Annotated in this window: 17 protein-coding genes and 2 pseudogenes; 6 read left to right on the forward strand and 13 right to left on the reverse strand. The window is 47.8% G+C overall.

Annotated features, from left to right (window positions below; genetic code table 11):
* Positions 1–30: 30 nt before the first annotated feature.
* The gene (gene ilvD, locus O9H85_RS29975) at positions 31–1,719 is read right to left on the reverse strand and encodes a dihydroxy-acid dehydratase (protein WP_269885077.1); all 1,689 of its coding nucleotides are present in this window, start codon (positions 1,717–1,719) and stop codon (positions 31–33) included.
* 227 nt (positions 1,720–1,946) lie between these two features.
* Between ilvD and O9H85_RS29980 the strand changes: the two genes are divergently transcribed.
* Positions 1,947–2,240 (forward strand): DUF3055 domain-containing protein, encoded by a 294-nt coding sequence (locus tag O9H85_RS29980; protein WP_269885078.1) that lies wholly within the window; start codon positions 1,947–1,949, stop codon positions 2,238–2,240.
* A gap of 83 nt (positions 2,241–2,323) precedes the next feature.
* On the opposite strand, the gene O9H85_RS29985 is transcribed toward O9H85_RS29980, so the two are convergent.
* A complete protein-coding gene (locus tag O9H85_RS29985) occupies positions 2,324–4,012 on the reverse strand; it encodes a penicillin-binding transpeptidase domain-containing protein (protein WP_269885079.1) in 1,689 nt (562 codons plus the stop codon).
* The gene (locus tag O9H85_RS29990) at positions 4,009–4,344 is read right to left on the reverse strand and encodes an NTF2-like N-terminal transpeptidase domain-containing protein (protein ID WP_269885080.1); all 336 of its coding nucleotides are present in this window, start codon (positions 4,342–4,344) and stop codon (positions 4,009–4,011) included. Before O9H85_RS29990 ends, O9H85_RS29985 begins: the two co-directional genes overlap by 4 nt.
* A gap of 63 nt (positions 4,345–4,407) precedes the next feature.
* Here O9H85_RS29990 and O9H85_RS29995 point away from each other — a divergent pair, with 63 nt between their 5' ends.
* A complete protein-coding gene (locus O9H85_RS29995) occupies positions 4,408–4,539 on the forward strand; it encodes a hypothetical protein (RefSeq protein ID WP_269885081.1) in 132 nt (43 codons plus the stop codon).
* On the opposite strand, the gene O9H85_RS30000 is transcribed toward O9H85_RS29995, so the two are convergent.
* The 7 genes from O9H85_RS30000 to O9H85_RS30025 all read right to left on the reverse strand — a co-directional run bounded on the left by O9H85_RS30000 (position 4,529) and on the right by O9H85_RS30025 (position 18,096).
* Positions 4,529–4,846 carry a cupin domain-containing protein gene (locus O9H85_RS30000; protein WP_269885082.1) on the reverse strand — a complete coding sequence of 106 codons (318 nt, stop codon included), beginning with the start codon at positions 4,844–4,846 and terminating at the stop codon, positions 4,529–4,531. The two genes, O9H85_RS29995 and O9H85_RS30000, sit on opposite strands and share 11 nt — an antisense overlap.
* 133 nt (positions 4,847–4,979) lie before the next feature.
* Positions 4,980–5,492 carry an acyl-CoA thioesterase gene (locus O9H85_RS30005; protein ID WP_269885083.1) on the reverse strand — a complete coding sequence of 171 codons (513 nt, stop codon included), beginning with the start codon at positions 5,490–5,492 and terminating at the stop codon, positions 4,980–4,982.
* Between the two features lie 222 nt (positions 5,493–5,714).
* Complete coding sequence (locus O9H85_RS30010) at positions 5,715–11,345, reverse strand: S-layer homology domain-containing protein (RefSeq protein ID WP_269885084.1); 5,631 nt, start codon at positions 11,343–11,345, stop codon at positions 5,715–5,717.
* Between the two features lie 652 nt (positions 11,346–11,997).
* Entirely contained in the window at positions 11,998–12,228 is a 231-nt protein-coding gene (locus tag O9H85_RS37970) for a GGDEF domain-containing protein (RefSeq protein ID WP_409348221.1), read from the reverse strand.
* Between the two features lie 79 nt (positions 12,229–12,307).
* Complete coding sequence (locus O9H85_RS30015; RefSeq protein ID WP_269885085.1) at positions 12,308–13,444, reverse strand: response regulator; 1,137 nt, start codon at positions 13,442–13,444, stop codon at positions 12,308–12,310.
* Positions 13,445–13,446: 2 nt separating this feature from the next.
* On the reverse strand, positions 13,447–16,548 hold the full coding sequence (locus tag O9H85_RS30020; RefSeq protein WP_269885086.1) for a hybrid sensor histidine kinase/response regulator: 3,102 nt from the start codon (positions 16,546–16,548) through the stop codon (positions 13,447–13,449).
* A 666-nt stretch (positions 16,549–17,214) separates the two neighbouring features.
* Positions 17,215–18,096 carry a 5'-3' exonuclease gene (locus O9H85_RS30025; RefSeq protein WP_269885087.1) on the reverse strand — a complete coding sequence of 294 codons (882 nt, stop codon included), beginning with the start codon at positions 18,094–18,096 and terminating at the stop codon, positions 17,215–17,217.
* A gap of 346 nt (positions 18,097–18,442) precedes the next feature.
* On the opposite strand from O9H85_RS30025, the gene O9H85_RS30030 reads away from it, so the two are divergent.
* From O9H85_RS30030 to O9H85_RS30045, 4 genes and pseudogenes are all read left to right on the forward strand, one after another.
* The gene (locus tag O9H85_RS30030; RefSeq protein WP_269885088.1) at positions 18,443–19,141 is read left to right on the forward strand and encodes a response regulator transcription factor; all 699 of its coding nucleotides are present in this window, start codon (positions 18,443–18,445) and stop codon (positions 19,139–19,141) included.
* Positions 19,142–19,377: 236 nt separating this feature from the next.
* Positions 19,378–20,547 carry a HAMP domain-containing sensor histidine kinase gene (locus tag O9H85_RS30035; protein ID WP_269885089.1) on the forward strand — a complete coding sequence of 390 codons (1,170 nt, stop codon included), beginning with the start codon at positions 19,378–19,380 and terminating at the stop codon, positions 20,545–20,547.
* A 110-nt stretch (positions 20,548–20,657) separates the two neighbouring features.
* Entirely contained in the window at positions 20,658–22,166 is a 1,509-nt protein-coding gene (locus O9H85_RS30040; RefSeq protein ID WP_409348223.1) for a choice-of-anchor Q domain-containing protein, read from the forward strand.
* A gap of 118 nt (positions 22,167–22,284) precedes the next feature.
* Positions 22,285–23,217 (forward strand): annotated as a pseudogene (locus O9H85_RS30045) (transposase).
* Positions 23,218–23,349: 132 nt separating this feature from the next.
* Here the strand turns inward: O9H85_RS30045 and O9H85_RS30050 are convergent.
* The 3 genes and pseudogenes from O9H85_RS30050 to O9H85_RS30060 all read right to left on the reverse strand — a co-directional run.
* Positions 23,350–23,847 (reverse strand): annotated as a pseudogene (locus O9H85_RS30050) (amidase family protein); the annotation flags it as partial.
* Positions 23,848–24,239: 392 nt separating this feature from the next.
* Complete coding sequence (locus tag O9H85_RS30055; RefSeq protein WP_269885091.1) at positions 24,240–24,665, reverse strand: universal stress protein; 426 nt, start codon at positions 24,663–24,665, stop codon at positions 24,240–24,242.
* Positions 24,666–24,742: 77 nt separating this feature from the next.
* Positions 24,743–25,006, reverse strand: coding sequence for a hypothetical protein (locus O9H85_RS30060; RefSeq protein ID WP_269885092.1), 264 nt, complete (start codon positions 25,004–25,006; stop codon positions 24,743–24,745).
* Positions 25,007–25,753 lie beyond the last annotated feature (747 nt).

The raw sequence follows: 25,753 nt of genomic DNA on the forward strand, positions 1-25,753 counted from the left end.
CGGGACCGGGCTGCTCTGCCTTGAGACGAATTAGATTTTCATGATGCCGCCCATGCTGGCGTTCGTAACGAGCTTGGAATAGCGGGCAAGATAGCCCGTTTTCACTTTCGGCTCGAAGCCTTTCCAGCCGGCTTTGCGGCGCTCCATTTCCTCGTCGCTGATCAGCAGCTGAATCGTGCGGTTCTCCAGATCCAGCTCGATCTCATCCCCGTCTTGGACGAAAGCGATCGGTCCGCCCTCCGCCGCTTCCGGCGAAATGTGTCCGATGCTGATGCCGCGGGATGCGCCGGAGAACCGGCCGTCGGTGATGAGGCCGACCTTCGCGCCGAGGCCCATGCCCACGATTTGCGAAGTAGGCGCCAGCATCTCAGGCATGCCAGGGCCGCCCTTCGGTCCTTCGTAGCGGATTACGACGACATGGCCTTCTTTGACTTTGCCGTTCGCAATGCCGGCCAGCGCGTCTTCCTGGGAGTCGAAGCAGATGGCAGGCCCTTTGTGATAGCCGCCGACGGATTTGTCTACGGCGCCTACTTTAATGATGGAGCCTTCCGGTGCCAGGTTGCCGAACAGTACCGCCAGGCCGCCGCGCTCGGAATGCGGATTGTCGAGCGGACGAATGACGTCCTTGTCGAGGATCTCGCAGCCGGCTGCGTTCTCGGCGAGCGTCCGGCCCGTTACGGTCAACGTTCCGCCGTGGATGGCGCCCGGCTTCTTCAGCAGCTCGTTAATGACGGCGCTCACGCCGCCCGCATTGTGCACGTCTTCGATATGGTAGTCGGAAGCCGGTGCGATCTTCGCCAGATGCGGCACGCGGTTCGCGACTTCATTGATGCGCTCGATCGGATATTCGATGCCCGCTTCGTGAGCCAGCGCCAGCGTATGCAGCACGGTGTTAGTGGAGCCGCCCATAGCCATGTCCAGCGCGAAGGCGTTGTCGATCGCTTCCACCGTTACGATGTCGCGAGGCTTGATGTCCTTCTCGATCAATTCCATCAGCTGTCTTGCGGATTTCTTGACGAATTCCTTGCGGTCTTCGGAGATGGCCAGAATCGTGCCGTTGCCCGGCAGGGCGAGGCCGAGGCCTTCCGCCAAGCAGTTCATGGAGTTGGCCGTGAACATGCCGGAACAGGAGCCGCAGGTCGGACAGCCGTATTGCTCCAGCTCGAGCAGGCTCTTGTCGTCGATCTTGCCGACTTGGTAAGCGCCTACGCCTTCGAATACAGAGGTTAAGGAAATCGCGCGGCCGTCGCTCGTGCGGCCCGCTTTCATCGGTCCGCCGCTGACCATGATCGTCGGGATGTTGACGCGCAGCATGCCCATCATCATGCCCGGCGTAATTTTATCGCAGTTCGGGATGCAGACCATGCCGTCGAACCAGTGCGCGGAAACGACCGTCTCCAAGGAGTCTGCGATAATCTCGCGGCTCGGCAGGGAATAACGCATGCCGATATGGCCCATTGCGATGCCATCGTCAACGCCGATGGTATTGAACTCGAAAGGTACGCCACCCGCTTCACGGATCGCTTCTTTTACCAGCTTGCCGAATTCCTGCAGGTGGACGTGTCCCGGAATAATATCGATATAAGAGTTGCAAACCGCAATAAACGGCTTGTCGAAATCTTCCTCTTTGACGCCTGCGGCACGCAGCAAGCTGCGGTGCGGAGCGCGGTCAAAGCCCCTTTTAATCATGTCGCTTCTCATTTTCTTCGGTTTGGACATCGGTAGTGTTGCCTCCGTTTCGGTTCGTAGGAATGGACCCTCGCTCTTATGGTATAATCGCTTCTGTCAATTGTACCATGTTTCAAAAGAATTGAAAACGCGAGAAACATCCTGTTATCAGGCGATAGACGGACATCCGCTTCCCTCTTTGCCCCATGGCGCTCAAATCTGTTATAATTTCGGTATCCATTGGAGGAATACAGATGTACAGGGAGGGTGGGCGTCATATGACGGAACTTGATTATTTATACGACGGTACGGAGGAAACGAAGACGAGATTCGTCTGCTTCGTCGGGGAGACGCTTCGGCGGTTCGACCTGGCCATTACGACGACCAGCCGCTTCTACGGCAAGAAGCTCGTTACCGATATGCAGTCCGGACGCACGGCGGTCATCGGACCGGACGATCTGGAGGAGGAGGGCTACCTCGAGCACGTCTATAAGCTGAACGGGGAGGAGGCCGCCGAGCTTCGGTCGTTCCTGGAGGAAGTGATCGGACCGGTGCATTTTACCGATCTTTAATAGCCAAGCTTTAGGCGCGCATAGGCAAAAATCAAGGACCCAGGCATGATCGCATGCCCCGGGTCCTTTTTAACCTCCGGCCCCTAACCGGCCAGCCCCTGAAAAATCGCTTTGATCTTGGAAGCCAAATAATGGCTGCCTCCCCGCTGCTCCACCTGCTCGACCATGAGCGCCACGATAAGCCGCGGATTGTCGGTGTCATACGCAACGAACCAGCCGTTCTCCTGGCCGGCTTCCCCTTTTTTCTGCTTCAGCTCTGCGGTGCCAGTCTTGCCGGCAAGCCGTAGCCCGGGGATTTGAGCCGCATGTCCGGTTCCGGCCGAGTCGTCGATGACCGCTGTCAGCTTCGACGTCATTAGACGACTGATCTCCGGAGAGATCAGTCCGCTTTTCCAAATTTCCCCTCCGACTGGTCCGCCCTTGCGCTCCAACACCGGCTTCAGCATGCTGCCCCCGTTCGTAAACACCGTGTATGCGGCGGCGACATGCAGCGGGGTCATGAGCACTTCGCCTTGCCCGTAGCCCGAATCGGCCAGCTGAATATCACTCTTGATGCCGGCGACCGCCAAGGAGGACGAGTCGATCGCCAGAGGAAGGTCCAGCTTCTCGCCGAAGCCGAACGGGGTCACCGACTGCACGAAGCGATCCTTCCCCAGCTCCAGAGCGACCTGGGCAAAATAAATATTATCGGAATACAACAGCGCCTTCGATAAATCGACCGCTTCCGCCGCCTGGGAGACCCGGCTGACGTAGTAATTGCCCCAAGAGGCGTCCTTGCGCCACTCCTTGCCGGTGATCGTACGGACCGCTTCGGGGTCCAGCGTCTTCACCTGCAGGGCAACGGCCGCCATGATCGGCTTGAAGGCCGAGCCCGGCGAATAAGCGCGAGCGAACCGGTTCAGCAGCGGTTTGTCCGGATTCTCGTTCCACTGCTTCCACTGGTCGTTCGAGACGCCGCTAACCCATACGTTCGGGTCATACGACGGCGTGCTGACGAGCGCCAGAATGTCCCCCGTCAGAGGATGCAGCTCCACCCCCGCAGCCGCATCCTTGCTCAGCTGGCGGTACAGCGATTCCTGGTAAGCCGCGTCAATCGTCAGCTTGACCGCCTCTCCGTCAACCGCCTCCCGCTGGGCGAGCGTCGCTTTTTCTTTGCCGTCGGCGCCCGTGATGTAAACCCGTCCCCCGTCCTGCCCGCGCAGGCGTGCTTCGAGGGAAAGCTCCAGGCCGGTCTTGCCGATCCAGTCGTCGGGCTGGTAGCCTTTGCTCTTCAGCCTTTCGAGCTCCTCCCCGTTGATCCGGCCGACATATCCCGTAAGATGCGCAGCCGCTTCGCCCAGCGGATAGGCCCGCACCTTCTTCGTCCTTGTCCCTACACCCGGGATGGCCAGCAGCGCCTCCAGCCGGGGATCCCCCTTGGACACGACCGTCAGCGGCACGAACAGCTCCGGCTTCACCCAGGCCGCCTGCAGCTTCGCTTGAATATCCTCCGGCTTTATCTTGAGCAGCTCGCCCGCTTTGGCGACGGATGAATCCGTCAGCTTCCCAGGCACGATTCCGACCTCATCCCGGTCCTCGTTGATGGCTAGCCCCTTGCCGCTGCGATCGTAAATCTCACCCCGCATCGCCTTCGTAGACTGCACCCGTACCTTGTCCGTCTCCCCCAGCTGCGGGAACAGGAACGCCGGCGACCACTCCACACCCCAGGCGCTGCCTTCCGCCTTCAACACGGCCGTTTGATCATAAGCTATCGGTCCAGCGACCGTATTCATCTCGACATGCAGCTTAAACCGTGCTTTATCCGGTTCTTTCGGATCTTCTCCGGTCCCGCGGACGTGACGGTAAGCCCGTTCATTCCGATGCCTTCATAGATTGTGCGATGCCGGCCGGAGAACGCCTCCTCGCTCAGCTTTTGCCTCGTTTCGGCCGAGAGTGCGCTGTACATCAGCGCATACCGGCCGGCTTGCCAGGCTTGGGTAAACGTCTGCATGACCGCCTCCGGCGGCTGCCGGTCCGGCTTGCAGCCCGCCAGAGGAAGCAGCAGCAGGAAGGGCAGCAGGCTCCAGCCCCCCGGAATCCAGCCCCGATGTTTCGATTTGTTCATGTTCGGTTCTCCATCCTTCCACAGCTTCTGTCTTCTGCTAGTGTAATAGAGGATGGGCGTCGGTTGAACGAACAATTGGCTGATATTTCTCTTACAGGAAGCCGTCAGGGAGATCGAACCCTTGACGGCACAAAAAAAACCGGCTGCCGCTCGGAAAGAGCGGGCAACCGGGCAGGGCAGCCGTTTATCTTTTGACCAAATCTTCGCGAACCGGAGTGAACGAATCGAGCAGCGCGCTCGGCTCCAGCGCACGGCAGCCATGTTTGGCGCCGCTTGGAATGTAGATCGTCTCGCCGGCGGAGATCACTTTCTTCTCCCCATCCACGGAGAACTCCAGCTTTCCGCGCAGGCAATAGGACAGCTGCTCGTGGGGATGGCTGTGAATATACCCTTCCGCGCCTTCCTCGAAGTGCACTTCCATCATCATCAGCCCTGCACCGGGCTCGAAAATTTTGCGCTTCACCCCGGGCTCGGCATTTTCCCATTGATTGATATTGCTCATCTGTACTTCCCTCCGTATTCCAAGAATAGGCCCTGCCGGCCTTCAAGGCACCCTTCATTATACCTGATTCGCTCAGGCGGCATGTAGGAGTTTTTCCAGTTGTCGCATGGTTTTCTTTAGCTCGCTGCCTCTGTTATTCCCACGGAAACGTAGTAGTCAGTACATCCGCGAACTTCTTGCTCTGTTCCCTGCGTAAGGAGCGTATCTCCGCCCGGTGCACGGCCGTCTCGTGCAGCCGCACTTCCTCAGCCGATTCCGGCACGACCTGCGGAACCGTGACCGGCTTGCGGTTTTCGTCCAGCGCTACGAAGGTGAGAAAAGCCGTGGCCGCCACCCGGCGCTCCGCCGTTTTCAAATCCTCGGTCATCACCTTCACGAAAACCTCCATCGAGCTCTTCCCCGTCCACGTAACGAACGACTCGAGACAAACCGAATCGGTAGGCCGAATCGGAAACAGGAAGTCCACGGAGTCGGTGGAAGCCGTCACTACCGAACGCCGGCAGTGCTTAGAGGCGGCGATCGAGGCAATGTCGTCGATGTAAGCCATCAGTTTACCGCCGAACAGCGTATTGTGATTGTTGACGTCCGTCGGAAAAATCCGGGACGTCTTGTAGCATCTTGATTCCTTGACAAATCGTTGTTCCATCCGAACCAGCGTCCCCTTCATTCGTTAAACTGATTAGCTAGCCTAACCCTATCATACCTTTGCGGGGACACGCAATCCCGTTTATTCCGGCCAGATTGACAAGAAACCCGGATATGCAGAATAAAGCCCGAACGTCACCATACACAAAAAAGGCAGGAAGCCGAATGCACTCGGCCTTCCTGTTGTATTTCCTGGATTGTTCTGTTCTGCGGCATCGTTGAGCTACTTCTGTACTTCTTTGTTGTCTTGAATCATGTAGTCATGATCCGTCGATGCTTCTTCAATATCGCCATATGCCCAGTAACTTGGGTTCACATCCGACCATGTTGGATTACCCACACCTGTTAACGGTCCGCGATTCATAAGACGGTTAATCATCGTGACAACTTCGGCACGGGTGGCGTTTGCTTTGGGACGGAACGTTCCATCCTCATAGCCTTTTAGGATACCGGCTTGAGTTGACAAATAAATGGCATCGCGCGCCCAGCTGCCGGAGATATCCGTGAAAACATCCATCCCTGTGCCTTGCAAGTTTTTCAGACGAGCCACAATACCCGCCATTTCTTCCCTTGTAATCGGTTGATTCGGGCGGAATGTCCCATCGGGGTATCCGTTCATAAATCCGGCTTTTGTGACGGCTGCAATTTCATCGGCTCCCCAATCCGCATGGGATACATCCGAGTAGGACATGCCGTCTAAAGCGGATTTGGAAAGGTGATAGACTCTAAAGAGCATAGCCGCAACTTCTTCGCGGGTTACATTTCTTTCCGATTTAAACGTTCCGTCCGGATAGCCCTCGATGTACTTTTCATGATGACCCGATTCATGAGTTATGGACGCAGTATCCGCCGCCATCGTAATCGACTTGCTTACCGACTGCTTCGTTTCTGTTCCATTAACGACAGCCGACACTGTGAAAATGTGGCTGCTTCCCGCTGTAAGACCTGTAACTTGGTAGCTTGTACCCGTCACATTCGAAGCAATAACCTTACCGTTATCGTAAATGTTATACGATTCGACTCCGGACATCACATCCCAATTCAACAATACGCCAGCAGACGTAATGCTGCTTGTTGTAAGACCCGTAGGAGCATTGCCGCTTACAAACGTGCCTCCGGATCCGGAAGATGAACTGCTTTGCTTCTTCATTGAATAGCTGAATGATACGATCGTTTGCCCAACATGAATGATTCCGTTTTGAATGTAACTGTCCGAGCCGTCAACTGCTGGAACGTTGGGCGCGGCAATTAAGGTGTTGTAATTGGTATAGCCGGGTTTTGTCGCCACAATGTAATAGTCTGCATTCGGGAATACCATCCACCCGTACTCTCCCGCCGCATCCGTGATTTGCGGGTTATGGTTTTGATTCGGCGCAAAGTTGGATAACTCCGGCAAGTTAACCGGTGTATTCGGTGTGTGTCCATTCTGTCTATTCAGCGGGGTATCCGCCCAATACAAAGTCATATTGATTCCGCTCACAGGCTGCCCCGTATATGCATCCGTAACGATACCATATGGGTCAATTAAGGAGTAGACAACGCCCATCTCCCCATTTTGATTGATACTCACGGAGACCGACGGTCCGGCCAATATAGACCCGTCTGGAGCTTTTATCTGGTATTTAATAATATATTGTCCTTGCGGCACGTTGTTCACATCAAAGTTTCCGTTCGCATCCAGTCCGGCGGTATAACTGAAATTATTTCCATTCGTGCCTTGAACGACCGCGCTAACATTCCCAGTTCCGAACAGGCTTCCGATGGTTGGCTGCGAATTCGAACTATTCGAAGCAGATCTTGAAATAAATAATTGGCCGCTGATTTTGTTAGCCGAAGCAATCGTTTGCCCTGTGCCGTTTAATTGCCCTACCGTCGCCGTTTGCGTTTGATTCAACATGACGGTTTGATTTCCAACTTGAACCGGTGTTTGAATGTTCAGCGTATAAGTAAAGTTGCCGCGAGGCACATAAATTTGGTATGAACCATCCGGACCCGTAGTAACGGTAGAAGAAAAGTCAATGACTCCATCGCCGTTAAAATCTGCCGTAACCGAAACCTTTGCGCCAGCAACAGGTTTTCCGGTCATTTTGTCGATCACGAATCCCTGCACCGAAGCCGGCATGTAATTAATCGCGATGCTTTGCTGCGTTGACAGTTTGGATGTTGGATCGGTTGCCGTTGCCACAATCACTTCATTGACAGGATTAATACCATTGATATTCGGTGCAGTAAATGCCATGGAAGCAATCCCTTGTGCATTCGTAATCACGGTTTGATCTGCTGCAGAGCCTTTTCCAAAATGGAACGTAATTGGCACATTCGCAACCGGATTTCCGCTTGTTGAAACGACGCTGGCACTCAAAGTTACTTGCGATTTCCCGTCTCCAACCACTGATTTAGGCGAAGTGGTCAAAGTGATGCTGAAATTTGGGACGGCATTTACCACAAGAACGGTTGCCGTTGCAGTTTTTCCGCCGAATGTAGAAGTAATTGTTGCAGTTCCAGGCGATATGGCCGTGACCAAACCATTAGCGTCTACAGAAGCAATTTCCGGGTTGGAAGAACTGTATGTTGCCAGTTTTGAAACATCTGTAATGCTTTGATCTAAATACACTGCGTTCGTAACCGTTTGATGTTTGGCCCCTATCGGGAGCGTGTAGCTACCCAAGTCAACCAGCAGATCGCTTAATGTCGACATAGCAGCGCTCGCGCTTTCCGAAGCTGAAGATTCGATGCCGTTACTTACCGCCGTTACGGTGAAGCTATGATTTGTCCCTGCGGTTAGACCTGTTACCGAGTAACTGGTACCTTGTACACCCGATGCAATTAACTTTCCATTATCATAAATGTTATACGATTGAGCACCGGTTACCGCATTCCAATGAATAGTTGCCCCCGTAGATGTAATGTTGGTTGTGGTCACACCTGTGGGCGCGGCAATGGTCACGGTAACGTTAGCTTGTACTGATGCGCCGCCATACACGGCTTGAATTATCGTCGTGCCTGCTCCTACCGCCGTCACAAGGCCATTCGAACCAATAGTCGCTATATTCGGATTGCTGGAACTAAAAGATGATTTATTCGTAATATCAAAGCTGCTGCCATCTGAATATACAGACGTTACTACCGTGGAATGCGTTGCTCCTATCGGCAATGTGTAGCTCGTACTGTCTAAATTCAATCCTACCGACTTGGGAACAGTTACACTGTTTGACGGTGCGGATTCAAATCCATTGGTTACGGCGGTCAACGTAAAGACGGAGAATGTTCCCGGAACAAGTCCGGTGACGTTATAAGTAGGTGCCGTCACATTGGCAGCATATAAGCTTCCATTTTTATAAATGTTGTAGGAAGCTGCGCCGTTAACCGAATTCCAAGTAAGCGTCGCGGCTGTCTGGGACGTTGTTACTGCTGACAATCCCGTCGGTGCGGAGGGAATCGTCACTGTTGTATAGGCCCCGCCGATAGCGGTTGCCGTTACCTTACCCGAAGGAGAAAGACTTCCGAAATCGAGAATCGCCGTACCCTGACCATTGTTGTCCGATTGTAAGTCGGAAAGGGAAGTACCGCTTACAGCCGTTAAAGTCCCTTGCGTTGACGTGAAAGTGATTGGAGCTCCGGGAACAGGATTGCCATCCACATCATACACCGTAGCGATAACGCTGTATTTGCCCGGTTGACCTGTCGGTGCGGCATTAACCGTTACTTTTGTCGGCGCTTGTTTGTACGTATATTGCGTAGTATCGATCGGATCGAATTTGTTCGTAAAATCCCACGATAAAATATCGTGGTTTTCCCAAGCGCCGCCGGTTGCCGCAGTAAAACCTGCGTATACGCCCGGTTGGCCGCCAAATATAGTTCCAAGATCGATATTCGGAACATTCAACACCGGAGCGGCCGGTCGCGTATTGGCGTTGTTGATATAGACTTTGACGGTTTTGTTCACGCCGTCATAGTCAATCCACGAATAATAGACATTGCCGTCGTACAGCTTAAAAGAAGTTTGATTCAAATCGTAGTACCAGGAAGGATTGGTGTTGTTGACATTACCATTTTGTGCCAATCCGATATAATTATCCGATGGATCGTTATTTGGAGAACCATTTGGGAATGAGTCGTACTTCACGGCAAAACTTGGGGTAATTCCCTGATAACCGATACCGCTGCCTAATGTCCCGGCATTGCTTGACTGCGTTTGAATGGCAAATGTAATGCCGTCGGCATGGCCCGGAGCAATTCCGCCGCCGTTTGACATACGGAATGCAAAGGATGTACTAAACGAATAGTTGTTGGCTGGAGCAATAAGTGCTTTATTAAAAGCCGTACCATATTTATTTCCAGATGCCGGAGTTAAGCGCAGCACTTTTCGATTTTGATTGTCTGTGACTACACTTGCATTTCCGTTTAGCGAGAATAGATTAACTTGATTCGCATTCGAGAAATCGTCATTCTTAAACGTTATCCATTTAGTAGGGTTTGCCGTTGATGTCCCTGTTAGCAAAATAACCCTCGGTATATTAAACGCATCCGAATCAATCGCGACGCTGCCGGTAAATGTCCCTGCGCCTGCCGGATTAAAGCCAATGTGGAGATTACATTGCGCATTTGGAGCCAGTGTGTTCCCGCAATCCGAGGTAACCGTAAAGGGGCCGCTTGGCGTAATCGAATTAATTGTAACGGTCTGGTTAGAGGTGTTTTGAAGAATGACCGTTTGATTAGCTGCATTTTGATTAGGAAAAGAAACCGTCGTTGTCGATAAGTTCAACTTATACCCTTGCAATAGACCCGCATAAACGGCTAGATATACTTTACCATTGCTTTCATAAGCAAATAAAATATCCCCGTTTGTCGTATTAATTGCAGATTCCGCAATGGTCGTCCCGCTAATCGTTACCGGTGAACCAAAGGTTGCTCCGAGGTCCTGGCTGACCGCAAAAGTAACATTGGTTCCATCGGAATAACCGGTGACCACATTGCCAAAAGCATCGGCGCTTATGGAACGTCCTTGCGAAGTAGTGTTATTGCCAAAGGTAAGTGTCGTTAACTTCTGATTGTCAAGATCATATTTGTAAGATGTAGTTCCTTGACCTGCCACGAAATTATAATGACCCAAGGCTCCACTCGAAAGAGCACTTACAGAGTAAAAAACTTGTCCCGAAGGATCGACAGGCCCTTTTAATGTTTTCCCGTGATCATCGCTTGTATAGTATCTTAAAGACGGATTATCTTTTTGAATCACTACCTGATGTGTGGACGAATCAACATGAACATCCGAATATACATAGGATGTTGGTATCGCATTTAGAGTGAAGGTGGCTCCATTGTCAGAGCTATAATAAAAGTGCGTACCATTTTGATCGATGATATAAATATAGTTATCATCGGTGTCCATATGTACAGTTCCATTTGCGGCTCCAATATTTACAGGTGTACTGAATGTCGCGCCCTTATCGGTGCTCTTACTAAAATATACGCTTCCGCTTTGAGAATAAATCACATAAACATTACCGTTCGAGGATGCCGCAATCTCCGCCTCCAGATTCGAACTGTTAATTTGAACGCTGGGAGAAAAGGAATTCCCCCGGTCCGTGCTCTTGGCTACTCTGATTCCGGCATCGCCATGAAACAATACATAGATGGTTCCATCCGGCGTTATAGCCAGTTTCCTGGATGTATTCCCTTGACTAATACTGTTTGAAGTTCCTGCGTCAGATACTTGAACACCGCCTGGCGGATTCCAAAGCGGAGCCGGACCGCTAGCTTTAACTGATTGCACATTAGCAAAAGAGAACATGGAACTTAATAACGCCAACGACATGATTAATCTAATCACTTTTGAATAAATTCGTTTCAAGTTGTTATCCTCCGTAATCGTTTGTTTTGAAAAATGCTTTTAATTCAAGTTGACTTAAGTCTCAATCCCCCTTCTATTTTTCAAAAACATAGATCGGAGTGAATTTCTTTTCTATGCCTTCAAATTTTTGTTACGTAAAGACTCCGATTTTACAAAAATTCAGATAGTCCTAAAGCACTGCAGGACAAATTAATTATATAAAGGGCCTCTCATAAAATTCTCACAAAATCTTGTTTTTAGGATAAAAAATGAGTGTTTTCGACAACGAAGGGGCCATCCAAAAGTCATCAAAAATGACTGAGGAGTGCCCCTAGTTTCATGGCTCATATACGTTGATTCAATCCTATTGTTTCCTTCAGCACGACGACATGATTTCTCAATAATTTCACATGCTCGTCTTTAAGTATGGTTCTTGCTCTTGACCGTTTGACCCTTGATAATAGCTTGTACGTCTCCTTTAATGCCAAGCTGCTCATGATAACCTTAACGTCAATGTTCGTCTTCATGCTTCCCCTACCAATCATTTTGTCGCTCCCATTCCTCCCAAAAAACAATACAGTTTATTTAACTGCATCTAATACACTTCTATAGATGTAGTTCTTATTACGCTTGTCACTGTACATTTTTTTATCCGTAATCTCGATCAGATCGTTCAATTCAGTGCCTTCATCCGGATAAGAAGAATTAAAAATTCGTCGCCTCCCCATCTGACAATATAACCCGCATCCCTAAACATATTTTTGAGTGTATTCGAGATCAGCTGCAGTACAATATCGCCCATTGCATGATCATGCTGATCATTGATTAACTTGAAATCATCAACATCAATTAGGATGATAATGAGTGTTTGCGCTCTTCTGTGCGACGAGCGTTTCAGTTGCATCGTATCAAATCGTTCTCACAAAAAGCTCACAAAAACAAACACAAAAAAAAAAAACAGAGAGAATATCTTCTCCCTGCCTCTAGTCGTTTGCTGGATTTGAAATATGCCACATGCGGGATTCTACCCAATTCTTTATCTCGTACGAAGGCTCAACGCCTATTTCCAAGCGATACGCATCTTTGAATCGGACATAGTGTTTCATCATTTGATCCCTTCTCCCCCTGTTCTCATAGATTTGCAATAAAAATAGATTCATCTCCTCATTCAACGGGTATAATGCTAAATATTGTTCCGCCCTCTGCTCCGCTTTGTCCCACTCCTCTGCATCCATAGCTTGTTGAATCAGTCCACGCGCCAAGATCGTGTACTGTTTGATGTATCTTTCCTCCAACGACGCTTTCCAGAGATAATCTTTTCGTTCCAATAATGAGCCTTTATAGAGGGAGAACCAAATCTCCTTTTCCGCTGAATCACGTGCCCTTTCCGTGAAGGATTGGTGATTTCGCTCAAATTCCAGTACATCATATACAAGATTGCCTATATCCAGGGTATATCCTTCATTTACTTTCTGGATCTCGACGCCCATTTCGTGCTCTTTCAACAATTTCTTCAAACGATACATCGTGTTATGCAGATTATGTATAGCACGGTCCTCATCCATATCGGACCACAGCAAATCCGCTAAGTGCCACTTATTGAACTCCATTCCCGGATGACAGAGAAAATAAGCAAACAATTCCTCTGTCTTGCGTGTCGGCCAATGAACGGAAACGCCTTGCGAATTGCGAACCTCTAACCCTCCAAAGCATCGGATCGTACTTTGTTTCACTCGCTGTTCAGGCAAGATTGCCGGAAGATGCTGCTTGATCAGACGGTTGGCTATTCGCTCGATCGCCGTTTTTGTCACAGGCTTCAAAATATAATCGAAAGCCTGTACATGGAATGCCTCCAATGCGTAATCCTTATGCGCCGTCGTAAAAATAATTTTGGTATAATCCGACATCTCATTGATTTTTTGCGCAAGTTCCAGCCCGTTCATCTTGGGCATCTCCACATCAAGAAAAACAACGTCCGGTTTCAAATGGGATAATGAAGCTAATGCCTCAAGCGGATGGGTGAAGGCCCCCAAGATGGTATAATGGGGATTTTGGCCGATGACATATTTCATTAGATCGAGTATCAGCTTTTCGTCTTCAACAATAATTACATTAAACAACTTTATCCCTCCAATTCGTTTGGATGTTTTTTTGGGGATAACGGCAAATATAGCGTTACAATTGTTCCACGTCCCAATTCTGAATTGATGTTCATTGTAGCGCCTTGTATGGCATCGAGTCGCTTTCGGATATTTTGAATACCGATTCCGCCGCTCTTCCCATCGCCTTTGAGCATTTTATACAACAAATCGTCCGGAATACCCACTCCATCATCTTCAATGACCACTTTCACATACTCGCCCCCTTCATAAATCGAAAGCGATACTGTACCGTACCCCTCCTTTTCGAATAATCCGTGACGGATCGCATTCTCAACAAACGGTTGGATACATAGCGAAGGAATCTCTATATCTCGAACACTTTCCTCTACATGGCTTACAAAGTCGAATCGATCGCGGAAGCGGGCTTTTTCAATCTCGACATAAGCATCGAGCAGTTCCAATTCACGATAAAGCGGGACGAAAAGCGTACTATGGTCCATATCCAAAATATAGCGCAAATATTGACTGAGCATCGATAAGAGGTAGGCTGCTTTATCTCCGTCTGTATAACAAAAGGAGATCACGCTGCTAAGTGCATTGTATAAAAAATGCGGCTTGATTTGGGCTTGATGAAAAGCCAATTCATTATGAATGGCGTCCTGCATCGCCGTTTTCATAGCTAGCAAAGTTTGGATTCTTGCGATCAAAGTCTCTGCATTAAATGGTTTAGTGATATAATCGTTGGCTCCCGCTCTAAAGCCAAGAGCGATATCCTGGGGAGTATCCTTGACGGTCGCAAAAAGGATAGGCATATCCAGAATCGAATATTGGCTGCGCAGCATTTGACACAGCTCAATCCCCGATACTCTCGGCATCATCACATCCAGAATCGCCAAATCCACTTGGGGATACTCTTGCAATTTGGCAATTGCCTCTTTTGCCGAGAATGCCGTTATGACGTTATACTGATGACGCTTTAATATATTTAATAAAATATGGATGTTGGAAACTTCATCGTCCACAATCAGGATTGTGTGATCATGTTGGCCCAGAAAATCCAGCGGAATCTCCTCGCTAATCATTCGTGATTGATTCATTACGGTACCTGCTGTTTCCAGATAAGCCTGTACATGGCTCACAATAGGCAGCGTAAAGGCGATTCGTGTGCCGACTCCTGCCTCCGACCACTCGACCCAAATCCCCCCCCCCATTCGTTCTACCAGCTTGCGGCTAACGTACAAACCAACTCCCATACTGGTATAGCCATCCTGAGGCGGCGGCTCGCTTAACTGCTCAAAATATTCAAAAATAGCCTCATGCTTCTCAGCTGCAATTCCCGATCCGGTATCCTCAATGGTCATATGTACCATATCACCAACGATATAGGAGACCACATTAATTGACCCATTGTGAGTATGTTTTATAGCATTCTGGACAAGATTGTACAAAATTTGACGCAACCGATTTTCGTCCGCCAACGCCCATAGATCTGAATCGACCAAATTGTTCAGCTCCACATTTTTACCCGCCAGTTCAAATTGCAGCACGTCCAATACAATTTGTGTCAGCACCTTTAAATCAACAACCGTCGGGTATAAACGCAGCTCCCCGTGTTTTAAACGAGTGACATCAATCAAATCGTGAATCAGCATGGACAGCTTGATCGAAGTATCCTTGATCAACCAGAGATTTTGTTTATGCTTTGCAGATAAGGCCTGCTCCTCGTCATCCAGCAACTCTGAAGTAATATTCATAATTCCATGCAGAGGAGTTTTGATTTCGTGCGAGGTATTTGCCAAAAATTCGTCCTTCAGTTGATTGGCTAGTGTCAGCTGATTTGAAAGCATTTCTGTTTTTTCATAGGCATTAGTGAATCGAAAAGCGAGCAAAATATTCATAAAGGAAATGAATCCCACCACGCCGATTTTCCCTATCAAATCGGTTTTTACCGTATTCTCCGTGTAGAGCATGCCGAATATCATATAAATTCCTAACGAAAGAACGGTGCCAATGAACAAAATCAATTCCTTGCGACCGGACGAATCCCGCTCATTCTTGATGTACAAAAAGACCATTCTGCCAAGCAGATATAAGGTCACAAAACCTAAGTAGGTAAAGAAAAACGCCTTCATTTCACTGTGTACGGGATAAGGAAGCGCCACGACTGCTGCCATGTAAACAACATTCGGGGAATTGAGCAGAAGCATTTTTCGGTATGACATAAGACGTGCATCAATAGAATAAAAAAACAGTATGCTAATAGCTGCACTAAGAAAAATGCTGAAATCAAGCAGCTTGTAAGCGAATATAAAAGGAATATTCGGCATTAATTTAAGAGCGATCTTCTCATCCAGCAGGAGTTGTATGACCAAGAGAGTTAGCAAATACGTTCCGCTAAAAAGATAAGGTTTCTCCCGCCTGCGCAAGAAATAGAAGCTGAGATGATAAGTGCCAAACATGCCCATAATCAAGACGGCCGCGATATTGGTACCCAGTCGTAATCCGTTTAACGTGTTTATGTCACCGTACAAGCCAAACTGGATGGAATTAACGATGCCTCCCGTCATGTACATGTAATTTGCCACTTGTATAACAATTTCGATTTCGCGCCCATCGGAATAAAAGAAGGCGCTATATGGGGTATTGCCCGGTATATTTCCGTTTATGTCCGCTGCAGGCTGTCCGCTTTGACCTTCTAAACGACCATTAATATACAATCGGTGAGACATACGGATACTATTGATTTTCATGCCATAGATTTGATTTTCGTCGTGTACAATGACTTTCAAACGATAAGTTCCGAAGCCTTTTCTGCTCATGCCTCCATCCAATTCTTTTCCTAACCAAATACTAGGCACACGTAAAAAGGAGGCTTCCGCTCGCCTCCCTTGGAAGAAATCAGCCGGCTCCAGCAGTTCGCCTTCATAAAACTCCCACTCTCCATTCAGGTTAACCAATCCCTTGCCGGAAAAGTCCCAATTGGATAAATCCAGCACCCCGTGCTTGGCAGTCGGCGTATTGGCACCCGGTGTGGTCAGGGAATATACTCCAGTAAATAGCGCAATAGTTAACGAGAAAATCAAAAAGATCCCGATCAGTTTGCTGTAATTAATTTTCTTCAATAGAATGGGCCTCTTCTTCCAAAAAAAATGTTATCTTAATTATGATTGCATACTCATACTGTCATTACAATATGACTCCATTCCGAGTAGTGTAAATAATTGCTTCTTAGTCATATTTAAAATATGTCTTCCGTTTGTTTACTGGTATATTATTGCCTTAAAAACGCTCAGCAGGACACAAACAAACAGAATGACGCCCGCGATGATCCATAAAGGATTCAGACTATCGATCAAAGAATTCACCCTTAACTTTTTTCGATTTTGTACCTATGATTAATGATTGTACAACCGTTTTATAGGATCTAAAGCTTATTTTATCAAGCTAATCTCACAAAACTCTCACAAATCGACATCTTTTTTAAACCCAGGATAAACGGCTACGCCGTCCTTGTCTTACAAGGACCAGCGCGTTTACCAAGGTTGATGCGAAGCTATAAGTTACGAAGACTTATAAATTCTTATCAACTAAAAAAAGGCCTTATTTTCCTCGCGGCCGCTGAAGAACTAGCATCTTTTTCGAAGCTTTTCAAATAGCCCAATAAAAAGACGACCTTTATTCAAATTTATTGAATAAGGTCGTCTTTTTCATGTTGACGTCGGCCGGATAAAACCCGATACGTTGCAGCATCCCTATTCCCGGCCGAAGGAGCTGGCACCCTTGGCTTGTTAACTGATCAGCCTCTCTAAGCCCTTGAACTCCAATTCCTCGAACTTCGACATGACGGAGGCGCGGTCAAGCACCCACAACGCCGACTGCAGAGCGCATTCCACCGGCGCGTCGCAGCGGATCCGGGCCAGTTCCCGGGACAGGTGCAGCATGTCGAGCTGGGTTTCGATCTTGGTGCGGACCCCTTTGGGCAGCTGCTCTAAATTTTCGATGATGCCCTCGACCGAGCCGTATTCGACGAGCAGCTTGATCGCCGTCTTCTCCCCGATCCCCTTCACGCCCGGATAATTGTCCGCCGTGTCGCCCATCAGCCCCTTCAGGTCGATGAACTGCTGCGGGGTCAACTGCTTCTCTTCAAGCAGCGCCTCCGGCGTGTACACGGCATAGTTGCCCTGCCCCTTCTTCATGATGACCACGTTGATCCGCTCGTCCACGAGCTGCAGCATATCATGGTCCCCTGTCAGTATGTATACTTCGGCCTCCGTGCGGTACAGCTTGGCGAGGGTGCCGATGCAATCGTCCGCTTCAAACCCAGGCAGTCCGATATTGACGACGCCGAAGCTTTCCGTCATCTCCTTCACCAGCTCGAACTGGGGAATCAGCTCCTCCGGGCAATCGACCCGGTTCGCCTTATAAAGGGCGAACTGCTCCGTACGGAACGTTTTGCTTCCCATGTCCCAGCAGCAGACGATATGGGTAGGGCGGAATTTCATGGCCGCGTCCCAGAAATATTTCACGAAGCCGTATACCGCATTCGTCGGTACCCCCGCGCTCGTTTTCATAATATATCCACCGTAGGATGTGGCGTAGAAAGCGCGGAACAGCAGCGCCATCCCGTCCACCAGCAGCACCCGCTTATCCGCGGATTGTTCTTGAAGCACAACGCATCACTCCTAAACTAGCATTTCTCCCATTATAGCATACAATGCCCGCAGGCGGCTTCGTGACCAGGATAAACGGCTACGCCGTCCTTGTCTTACAAGGACCAGCGCGTTTATCAAGGTTGATGCGAAGCTGTAAGTTACGAAAACTTATAAATTCTTATCAACCAAAAAAACGCCTTCGGCTGCGAGCGGTTGGGCTCGCCGCCAAAGGCGCGCGAATCAGGCTTCAGCAGTAACAATTGCCTTAACTGGCAGTACCATTACATTATCCGAGAATATCGACAAAATGTGCTATAATCTTTCTCATAGCCTCACAAGATCGAATAAATGGGGGGATACCTTCGTGTCTCATACTATCTTAATCGCCGATGACGAAAAAGAAATTGTCGAGATTCTCAGTCTTTATTTGGAGAAAGAAGGCTTTCAAACAGTTACAGCCCACTCGGGATCAGAAGCTATTGCAGCCATGGGCACAGGCGACATCGATCTTGCCGTACTCGATATCATGATGCCGGACATGAACGGGTTCCAGGTCATAAAAGAGATTCGGCTCACGCGAAATATCCCGATTATTCTATTATCCGCCCGCATTCAAGACCACGATAAAATTTTGGGACTTGGGCTTGGTGCCGACGATTATATGACAAAACCTTTTAACCCACTCGAAGTGATCGCACGCATCCAAGCGCAGTTAAGAAGATATTATCAACTGAATCCGGGTATGGAACCCGGTAAACCATCTCACACACTTAGAATCGGAGCTTTGACTTTGGACACCAATAGCTGCCAACTATATAAAAATGGTGCGGCTATCCCCCTAACCTCAACAGAATTCAAGTTGCTTCGCATGCTTATGGAACATCCGGATCGAGTCTTTACGAAAAAACAGATTTACGAATCGGTTTGGGGAGACTTTTATGGGGCAGACGATAATACCGTGATGGTCTGTATCAGTAAACTTCGTGACAAAATCGAATCCGAATCCGAACAACCTTATTTGATCACGATAAGGGGACTTGGGTACAAAATGAGGAAGGTTTAGTTGATATGGAGCTTCGAAAAAAGCAAATCAATCGTACATTATTTCTGCAATACTTGCTCCTCGTCACGATTGTGAGCGCAATCGGCGTCTGTAATGTATTATATGTATTTTATAGCATCGACCAAAGCTACGAGGATACGCAGACCGACATGATTCATGCGAGCGATTTTCTAGCCGGGTCGGATACGAAGTCCCTCCTCGCCCAATTGGAGCGTGAGAACGGCTGGGTCGAGACATTGGACGGACATCAACATATTGTCGCAGTTTGGGGAAAGCAGGGAGAAGAGAGGACCGCGTATACGGAATCGGAATTGTTGAAAAATCTCGAAAACAACAATAATGATTTTTATTATTCCATGGCTGCCTTTACCCGAAACGATCAACCGTATTACTATTTAGTGAAAATACCTATGGATCGGGTAGACAACGATAAAATGCTGGATTCGAAACGACGCGACAAACTAGTCCATCGCTATGTTTTCACCTCGATCGCAGGATTTATCCTGTCATCTTCTCTCGTTATTTTTATCTACAGCCGCCTTTCCGCACGAAAAATCAAGGTTCCCCTGCAGCAAATAACCGAAGGAATTGAAATCATGATTCAAGGCAACTACAAAGTTCGTTTGCAATTCGAAGCGGAAAGCGAGTTTCTGACGATCCGCGACGCTTTTAATTACATGGCTGATCAACTTCAGAAGTCGGAAGCCGAAAACCGCAACTTGGAGCTGGGCAAAAGAAAATTGCTTGCCGATATTGCCCACGATTTGAGAACGCCCATATCTACTATTCAAAGCTTTGCAAAAGCGCTTCACGATGGAATGATTACCGATACCGACCAACAAAACCGTTATTTGTCTACGATTTTCCATAAATCGGAGCGAGTTCAGATGCTCATGGATTCCTTGTTCGAAATCACTCTTCTTGATACACCTACCTACTCATTCAACATAGAGGAAGCGGATCTATGCGAATGGACCCGTGAACTGATCGCTGAACATTATACTGAAATTGAGCGGCATGGGATTGTACTGGAACTCGACATTCCAGACATATCCATTCTTTACCCTTTCGATCGGAAGCAGATGGCCCGTGTAGTGTCTAACTTGATCACGAACACGGTCAAATACAATCCTGAAGGTACCCGCCTGTTCATTCAAGTAAAGAAAGTGCCGAATCAGGTCATTCTCGAATTTGCCGATACCGGCGTTGGCATCCCGGAATCCCTTCATCAATCGATCTTCGATCCGTTTGTACGCGGTGACGAAACACGATCCAGTACGGGCGGAACCGGACTTGGACTTTCCATCTCCAAAAAAATCGTCGAAAAGCATGGAGGTACCCTCGATCTCATTCACTCGGAAGCATACTCCACCGTTTTTCGGATCTCGTTACCCGATCAAAGATGAATCTTAAGGTAACGTTAAGAATTCGCTATGATTCCTGAAAGAACGTTCTTCTATACTATCCATTGTAAGCAAATTTGATAGGAGGAGTGAGGAAACAAGTGATTCTGACTATGAAAAAAGTTTTTGTTGGGGCATTGGCCCTAGGTTTACTTTCCTGTACATGGTTTGGGGCTGGAAAATGGAACACAGCGGCCGCCGCCAGTGCTATTTACTACGTTTCGCCTAACGGCAATGACGGGAATTTGGGTACTTCCGTGGACGCCCCTTTTCGAACGATTCAAAAAGCGGCGGATGTCGCAGGGGCAGGGAGCACGATCCTTGTTAGAGGGGGCATTTATAACGAATCCGTTACGGTCACAAACTCGGGTTCAAGCTTAAACGGCTATATTACGTTCCAAAACTATGCCGGCGAAACGCCTGTGATTGACGGTACGAACCTACCCGCATCAAATACTGGACTATTCAATATTGCGAACAAAAGCTACATCCGCTTACAAGGGTTTGAAATTCGCAATTTCCGTGCCGGAGTAGTAAGCGATATCCCGATTGGTGTTCATATTGAAGGGACGGGTCAGTATATTGAAATTCTCAATAATTATGTACATCATATCGAGACCGGTTTTCAAGGCGGAAATGCCCTCGGAATTGCGGTTTTCGGTACTTCATCGGATTCGGTTAACAATCTGAACCATATCGTGATCGATCATAACGAAGTGGCGAATCTGAAACTGGGACTCAGTGAAGCTGTCTCCATCAATGGCAATGTGGACACATTTCAAGTGACCAACAACAAGGTTCATGATAACAATAACATTGGAATTGTCATGATTGGGTTTGAAGGAGTATCGCCCGATTCCACACTGGATCAAGCGCGAAACGGCACTGTTGTCACAAATGTTGTTTACAATAATTCATCGAACGGAAACTCCTCGTATACCGGATATTCGGCAGGAGGAATTTACGTTGATGGCGGAAAAGATATTGTCATTGAACGAAATGATACACACGATAATGATATCGGGATTGAAGTGACAAGCGAGCATGCAGGTCATTATGCAAGCGGCGTCACCGTAAGGAACAATTTGATTTATCGTAACATCATGTCCGGAATAACGCTCGGCGGCTACGATCAATATCGGGGATATACCCAAAACTGCTTTTTTCTGAATAACACGATCTTTAGCAACGATACTCTCGCCATGAACTACGGTCAAATTACGTTTAATTACAACACCCAAAATAATACGGTTCAAAACAATTTGATTTACGGCAGCGCCACGAACGTTTTGATTTCCAATCCGTTTACGGAAAATGCCGGGAATGTTCTTGACTCGAATCTTTACTTTACGACTTCCGGGGATCAAGCCGGATTGTGGCAGTGGAAAAATGTCTCGTACACCGGTTTTGCGAATTACAAAAGCGCGACCGGAAACGATTCGCATTCCATCTTTGCCGATCCGAAATTCATGAACCTCACAACGCCCGATTTGCATTTGCAGTCTGTATCGCTTGCGATTAACGCAGGACAAAATTTGCCCAACATTGGCGACACGGATTATGACGGGAACGCGAGAATTCAAGGCGGCATCGTTGACATCGGTGCTTTCGAAGCCAGGTAGAACGAAAGAAAGGGGCTGTCCCAAAAGGGTTCAGCCCCACAATATCGTCTAACGACAAAAGAAACCTTTCCTTGGTAAAATGGAAGTGACGAGCAACCATTTCAAAGGAGAGGTTTATTTGTACATCCAATATAGCATGGACCAACTCTGTCTGCCAATGGAGCTTGAGGAAGATATCCCACAAAATCATCTTGTTCGCATCGTCAACGCCGCTGTAAACCGGCTGGATGACGCTATTTTTATGTGGATCGCAGACCGACAGCGTCCAGATTTCCGCACCATCAATCGGTTTCGCTCGGAGCGGATGAAGGATGTGCTGGAAAAAGTGTTCACCGCCATCCTTCAATTCCTGGTGGAAGCCGGCTACGTCAAGCTGGAGCATTATTTCGTGGACGGCACCAAAATCGAGGCCAACGCCAACAAGTTCACGATGAAGTCGGCGCTCGGCAAACTGCCGGGAACCGTCATTGCCGATACCGGATATGGCGGAGAAGAAAATTACGCCTATCTGGAGAAAGAACAGGTCAAGGCCGTGGTCAAATACAGCACCTACCACAAAGAGAAGTCGAAGAAATGGAAAAACGGACATCAGCAAGGTAGAAAATTGGTCGTATGAGGAAGCAAGCGACACGTGGCAGTGTCCTGGCAGTCAATCCTTGACTTTTCTTTATGAAAGCAAGCAAAAAACCGAAAGTGGCTATGAAATAAAACTTCGTCATTATCGAAGTACGGACTGCACGGGTTGCCCCTCAAAGAGCGACTGTACGAAAGCAAAAGGAACCCGGAAAATTCGGCTCAGCATGAATTACCTCAGGCAGAAGCGGCAGGCACGAGAACTGCTGCAAAGCGAGGAAGGATACAAGCTGTCCGTACGCCGATTGATTGAACCGGAAAGTGTGTTTGGACAGATGAAAATAACCGGAGCATCCGGCGATTCCTGCTTCGCGGCTTGCCCAAAGTGAGCCTGGAGGTCGGGTGGCTTTCTCTTGCCCATAATCTGCTCAAGTGGGCAAAAGTAAAGCAAAAAGAGCGATCGTTCGTGGGAACCTGACCAAGAACATCGCTCTTTTTTGCTAAATTGATGGCTATTTTATAAGCCAAGGCTGTTTCCCAGTAGTTTGAACTACTTATGGGACAGCCCCTTCTGCAGGTATAAAAAATCAAATATTTCGCGTTCAATTATCCCATTATAAAATGGGATAATGCCCGCAGGACCGCCCTTCGGGCTATAACCTGCCCACATAGTTGAGGAAACACCGTTGGCCCATTCCGTCATATTTGTCTTGCCCAAAATGATGGCTCCGGATTCTCTTAGCCGCCGAATCAGGAAAGCATCCTCCGTACTCACATGCTGGGCCAATGCTAATGCTCCCGCACTCGTACGCATCTTGTCTCCGTTTTCGATATTATCCTTCACTAGAATTGGAATGCCATGAAGAGGTCCTCTACTACCCTTACGATGCCATTCTAAATCAAGTGTCTCCGCAATGAAAATAGCATCCGGATTAATTTCCATAATGGAATTTATGTGAGGACCATCCTGATCATATTTTGCAATACGGGATAAATAATAAAACACCAATTCTCTTGAAGTAATTTTTCTATGCTCCATCGCGCCCTGTAACTCGAATATACTTGCATCTTCTACATCAAAGTTCAGCTTAAAAAGATCTTTTTTCATAAACACACCCCATGTATTTAATTCGATAATATCATGATGGGGAAACGTTTTAGCAGGATTAAACAAACATATTAAACTATGCTGCCCTTTAGTTGAGCGGATTGTGCGAAAACATAAACAAGCGATGGATCGGCTCCATCGCCTTGCTATCGTTACCCGTTAGTGCAACTAACCCTTGTGCCCACACACGCTCTCTTCAAATTGTGCCCGACAACCCGGACGCGCCCGACAACGTGTCGATCTTCCCCATGGATAGCCTCGCCCCCACACTCTGCCTACGGGCTAACTTTCCACGCCCAGCAAGAGATTCAGGTCAACCTAATTTTCAAGAATAATGCTTCGATGTTATAACTATCGCTTAGCATACATTATTTCCGTTTCGTGATGCTCCCTTATTTTACAACCAATACAGGCACCTTGGCATGCTGAACGATGTTATGGCTGACACTGCCCAATACGAACTCGCCAATAGCGCCTAACCCCCTGCTGCCGACCACGATCAGATCGCCACCCTCGCTATCGGTATATTCTAAAATTGTTTTGGCAGGATGGCCCTTTTTAAAAAAGACATTAACATATGGCAGCCCTTCCAACGCTTTTTTGGCTTTTTCCACGATTGCTGAAGCTATTTTATTTTGTGAATCCGAAGGTAATAAAAGAAACCCTTCACCGCCCATAACCATTTCTGGAAACGGTACCACATAGATCACTTTCAGTTCGGAGAAATGATTCTGTTCAGCAAGCTTGATCGCCGATTCAAGCGCCTTTTCCGAATGTTCGGATCCGTCATACGCAACAATTATTTTCGAATACAGCATGTATATCACCTCATATTTTTTTTGTTAACCTCATCCTCATTATAGAATCGGGCAATAATAATCAAATTCGGCAAATTTCACATGGACAGGCCGGATACGAAGGACATTGACAGAACGGTTTCAGTTCGTTCAACGATTTGACGACCACATGGCCGTCCGCCATATCGATGATGCCTTCCTTCTTTAGGTCGCTTAGCATCCGATCGACGCTCTCTTTGCTCTTTGAGCGCGATCGAACGCTTCACGATCTTTTTGAAAGTGATATCCTTCATTACTGTTTTTTTTGGCCCATTCACTCTTAAAATGTAAATGACCGCCATTTTCAAACACCGTACGCCCACTGCGACTACCTCCCTCTTAACTCTCGGATCATCTTTTTTCTTTAATTCCATTCCCCAAGGCAATGATTTGATATTACACGTTTTCAGTCTAATACCGAAAAACCAATTGATCAATATCATGTTAATTATGATTATAATTAGAAAAACCAATGATTCTGAGGCGGTAGCTCCTGGGGATAAATATCCGCAGTCATCCTCGTGCTCCGGCCAAATCCAGAAAGTTACCTTAAACAGCTAGAGGAAAAGTTTGGTGCATTGGTTATTCCGTCGTAGTTTTTTTGTTTATCAAGAAGCTGATGATGTAATGTCGGGACATTTGTGTCGTTAGAAAAAAATTGGCATGAATAATCCGTCGTCGCAATTAGACAAATAAAATGCAAAATCGTGGCAACGTTTTGGATCAACAGGACGCTGATAGCCTTTTCCCGAAAAAGAGGAGACATTCATAGTTATGATTTATGATTTCAATAGAAAAAACAATATTGATTCTCCACCTGAATGAGTGAATAATTAGTTTATAATAAATTTTATTAAAAGAGCAGCGGTACGATGTCAAGACCTTAATTGGAAAAAATCTTGAAGTACCGTAACTTTTTTGGGAGGTGTCCCTAAAAAAGTCCGCATCGAACTAGACCCACCCTATCTTGCCGTTTTCAGATATTTCCTAATAAGCAAGAAAATAGGTGGATGTGTTGGATGTGTTATGTCAAGCTTTTTGTCGGATCACCTCCTGGGGTTCGTAGAGTC

Origin of the sequence: Paenibacillus gyeongsangnamensis (genome assembly GCF_027533625.1) — a bacterium.
Classification (GTDB): domain Bacteria; phylum Bacillota; class Bacilli; order Paenibacillales; family NBRC-103111; genus Paenibacillus_G; species Paenibacillus_G gyeongsangnamensis.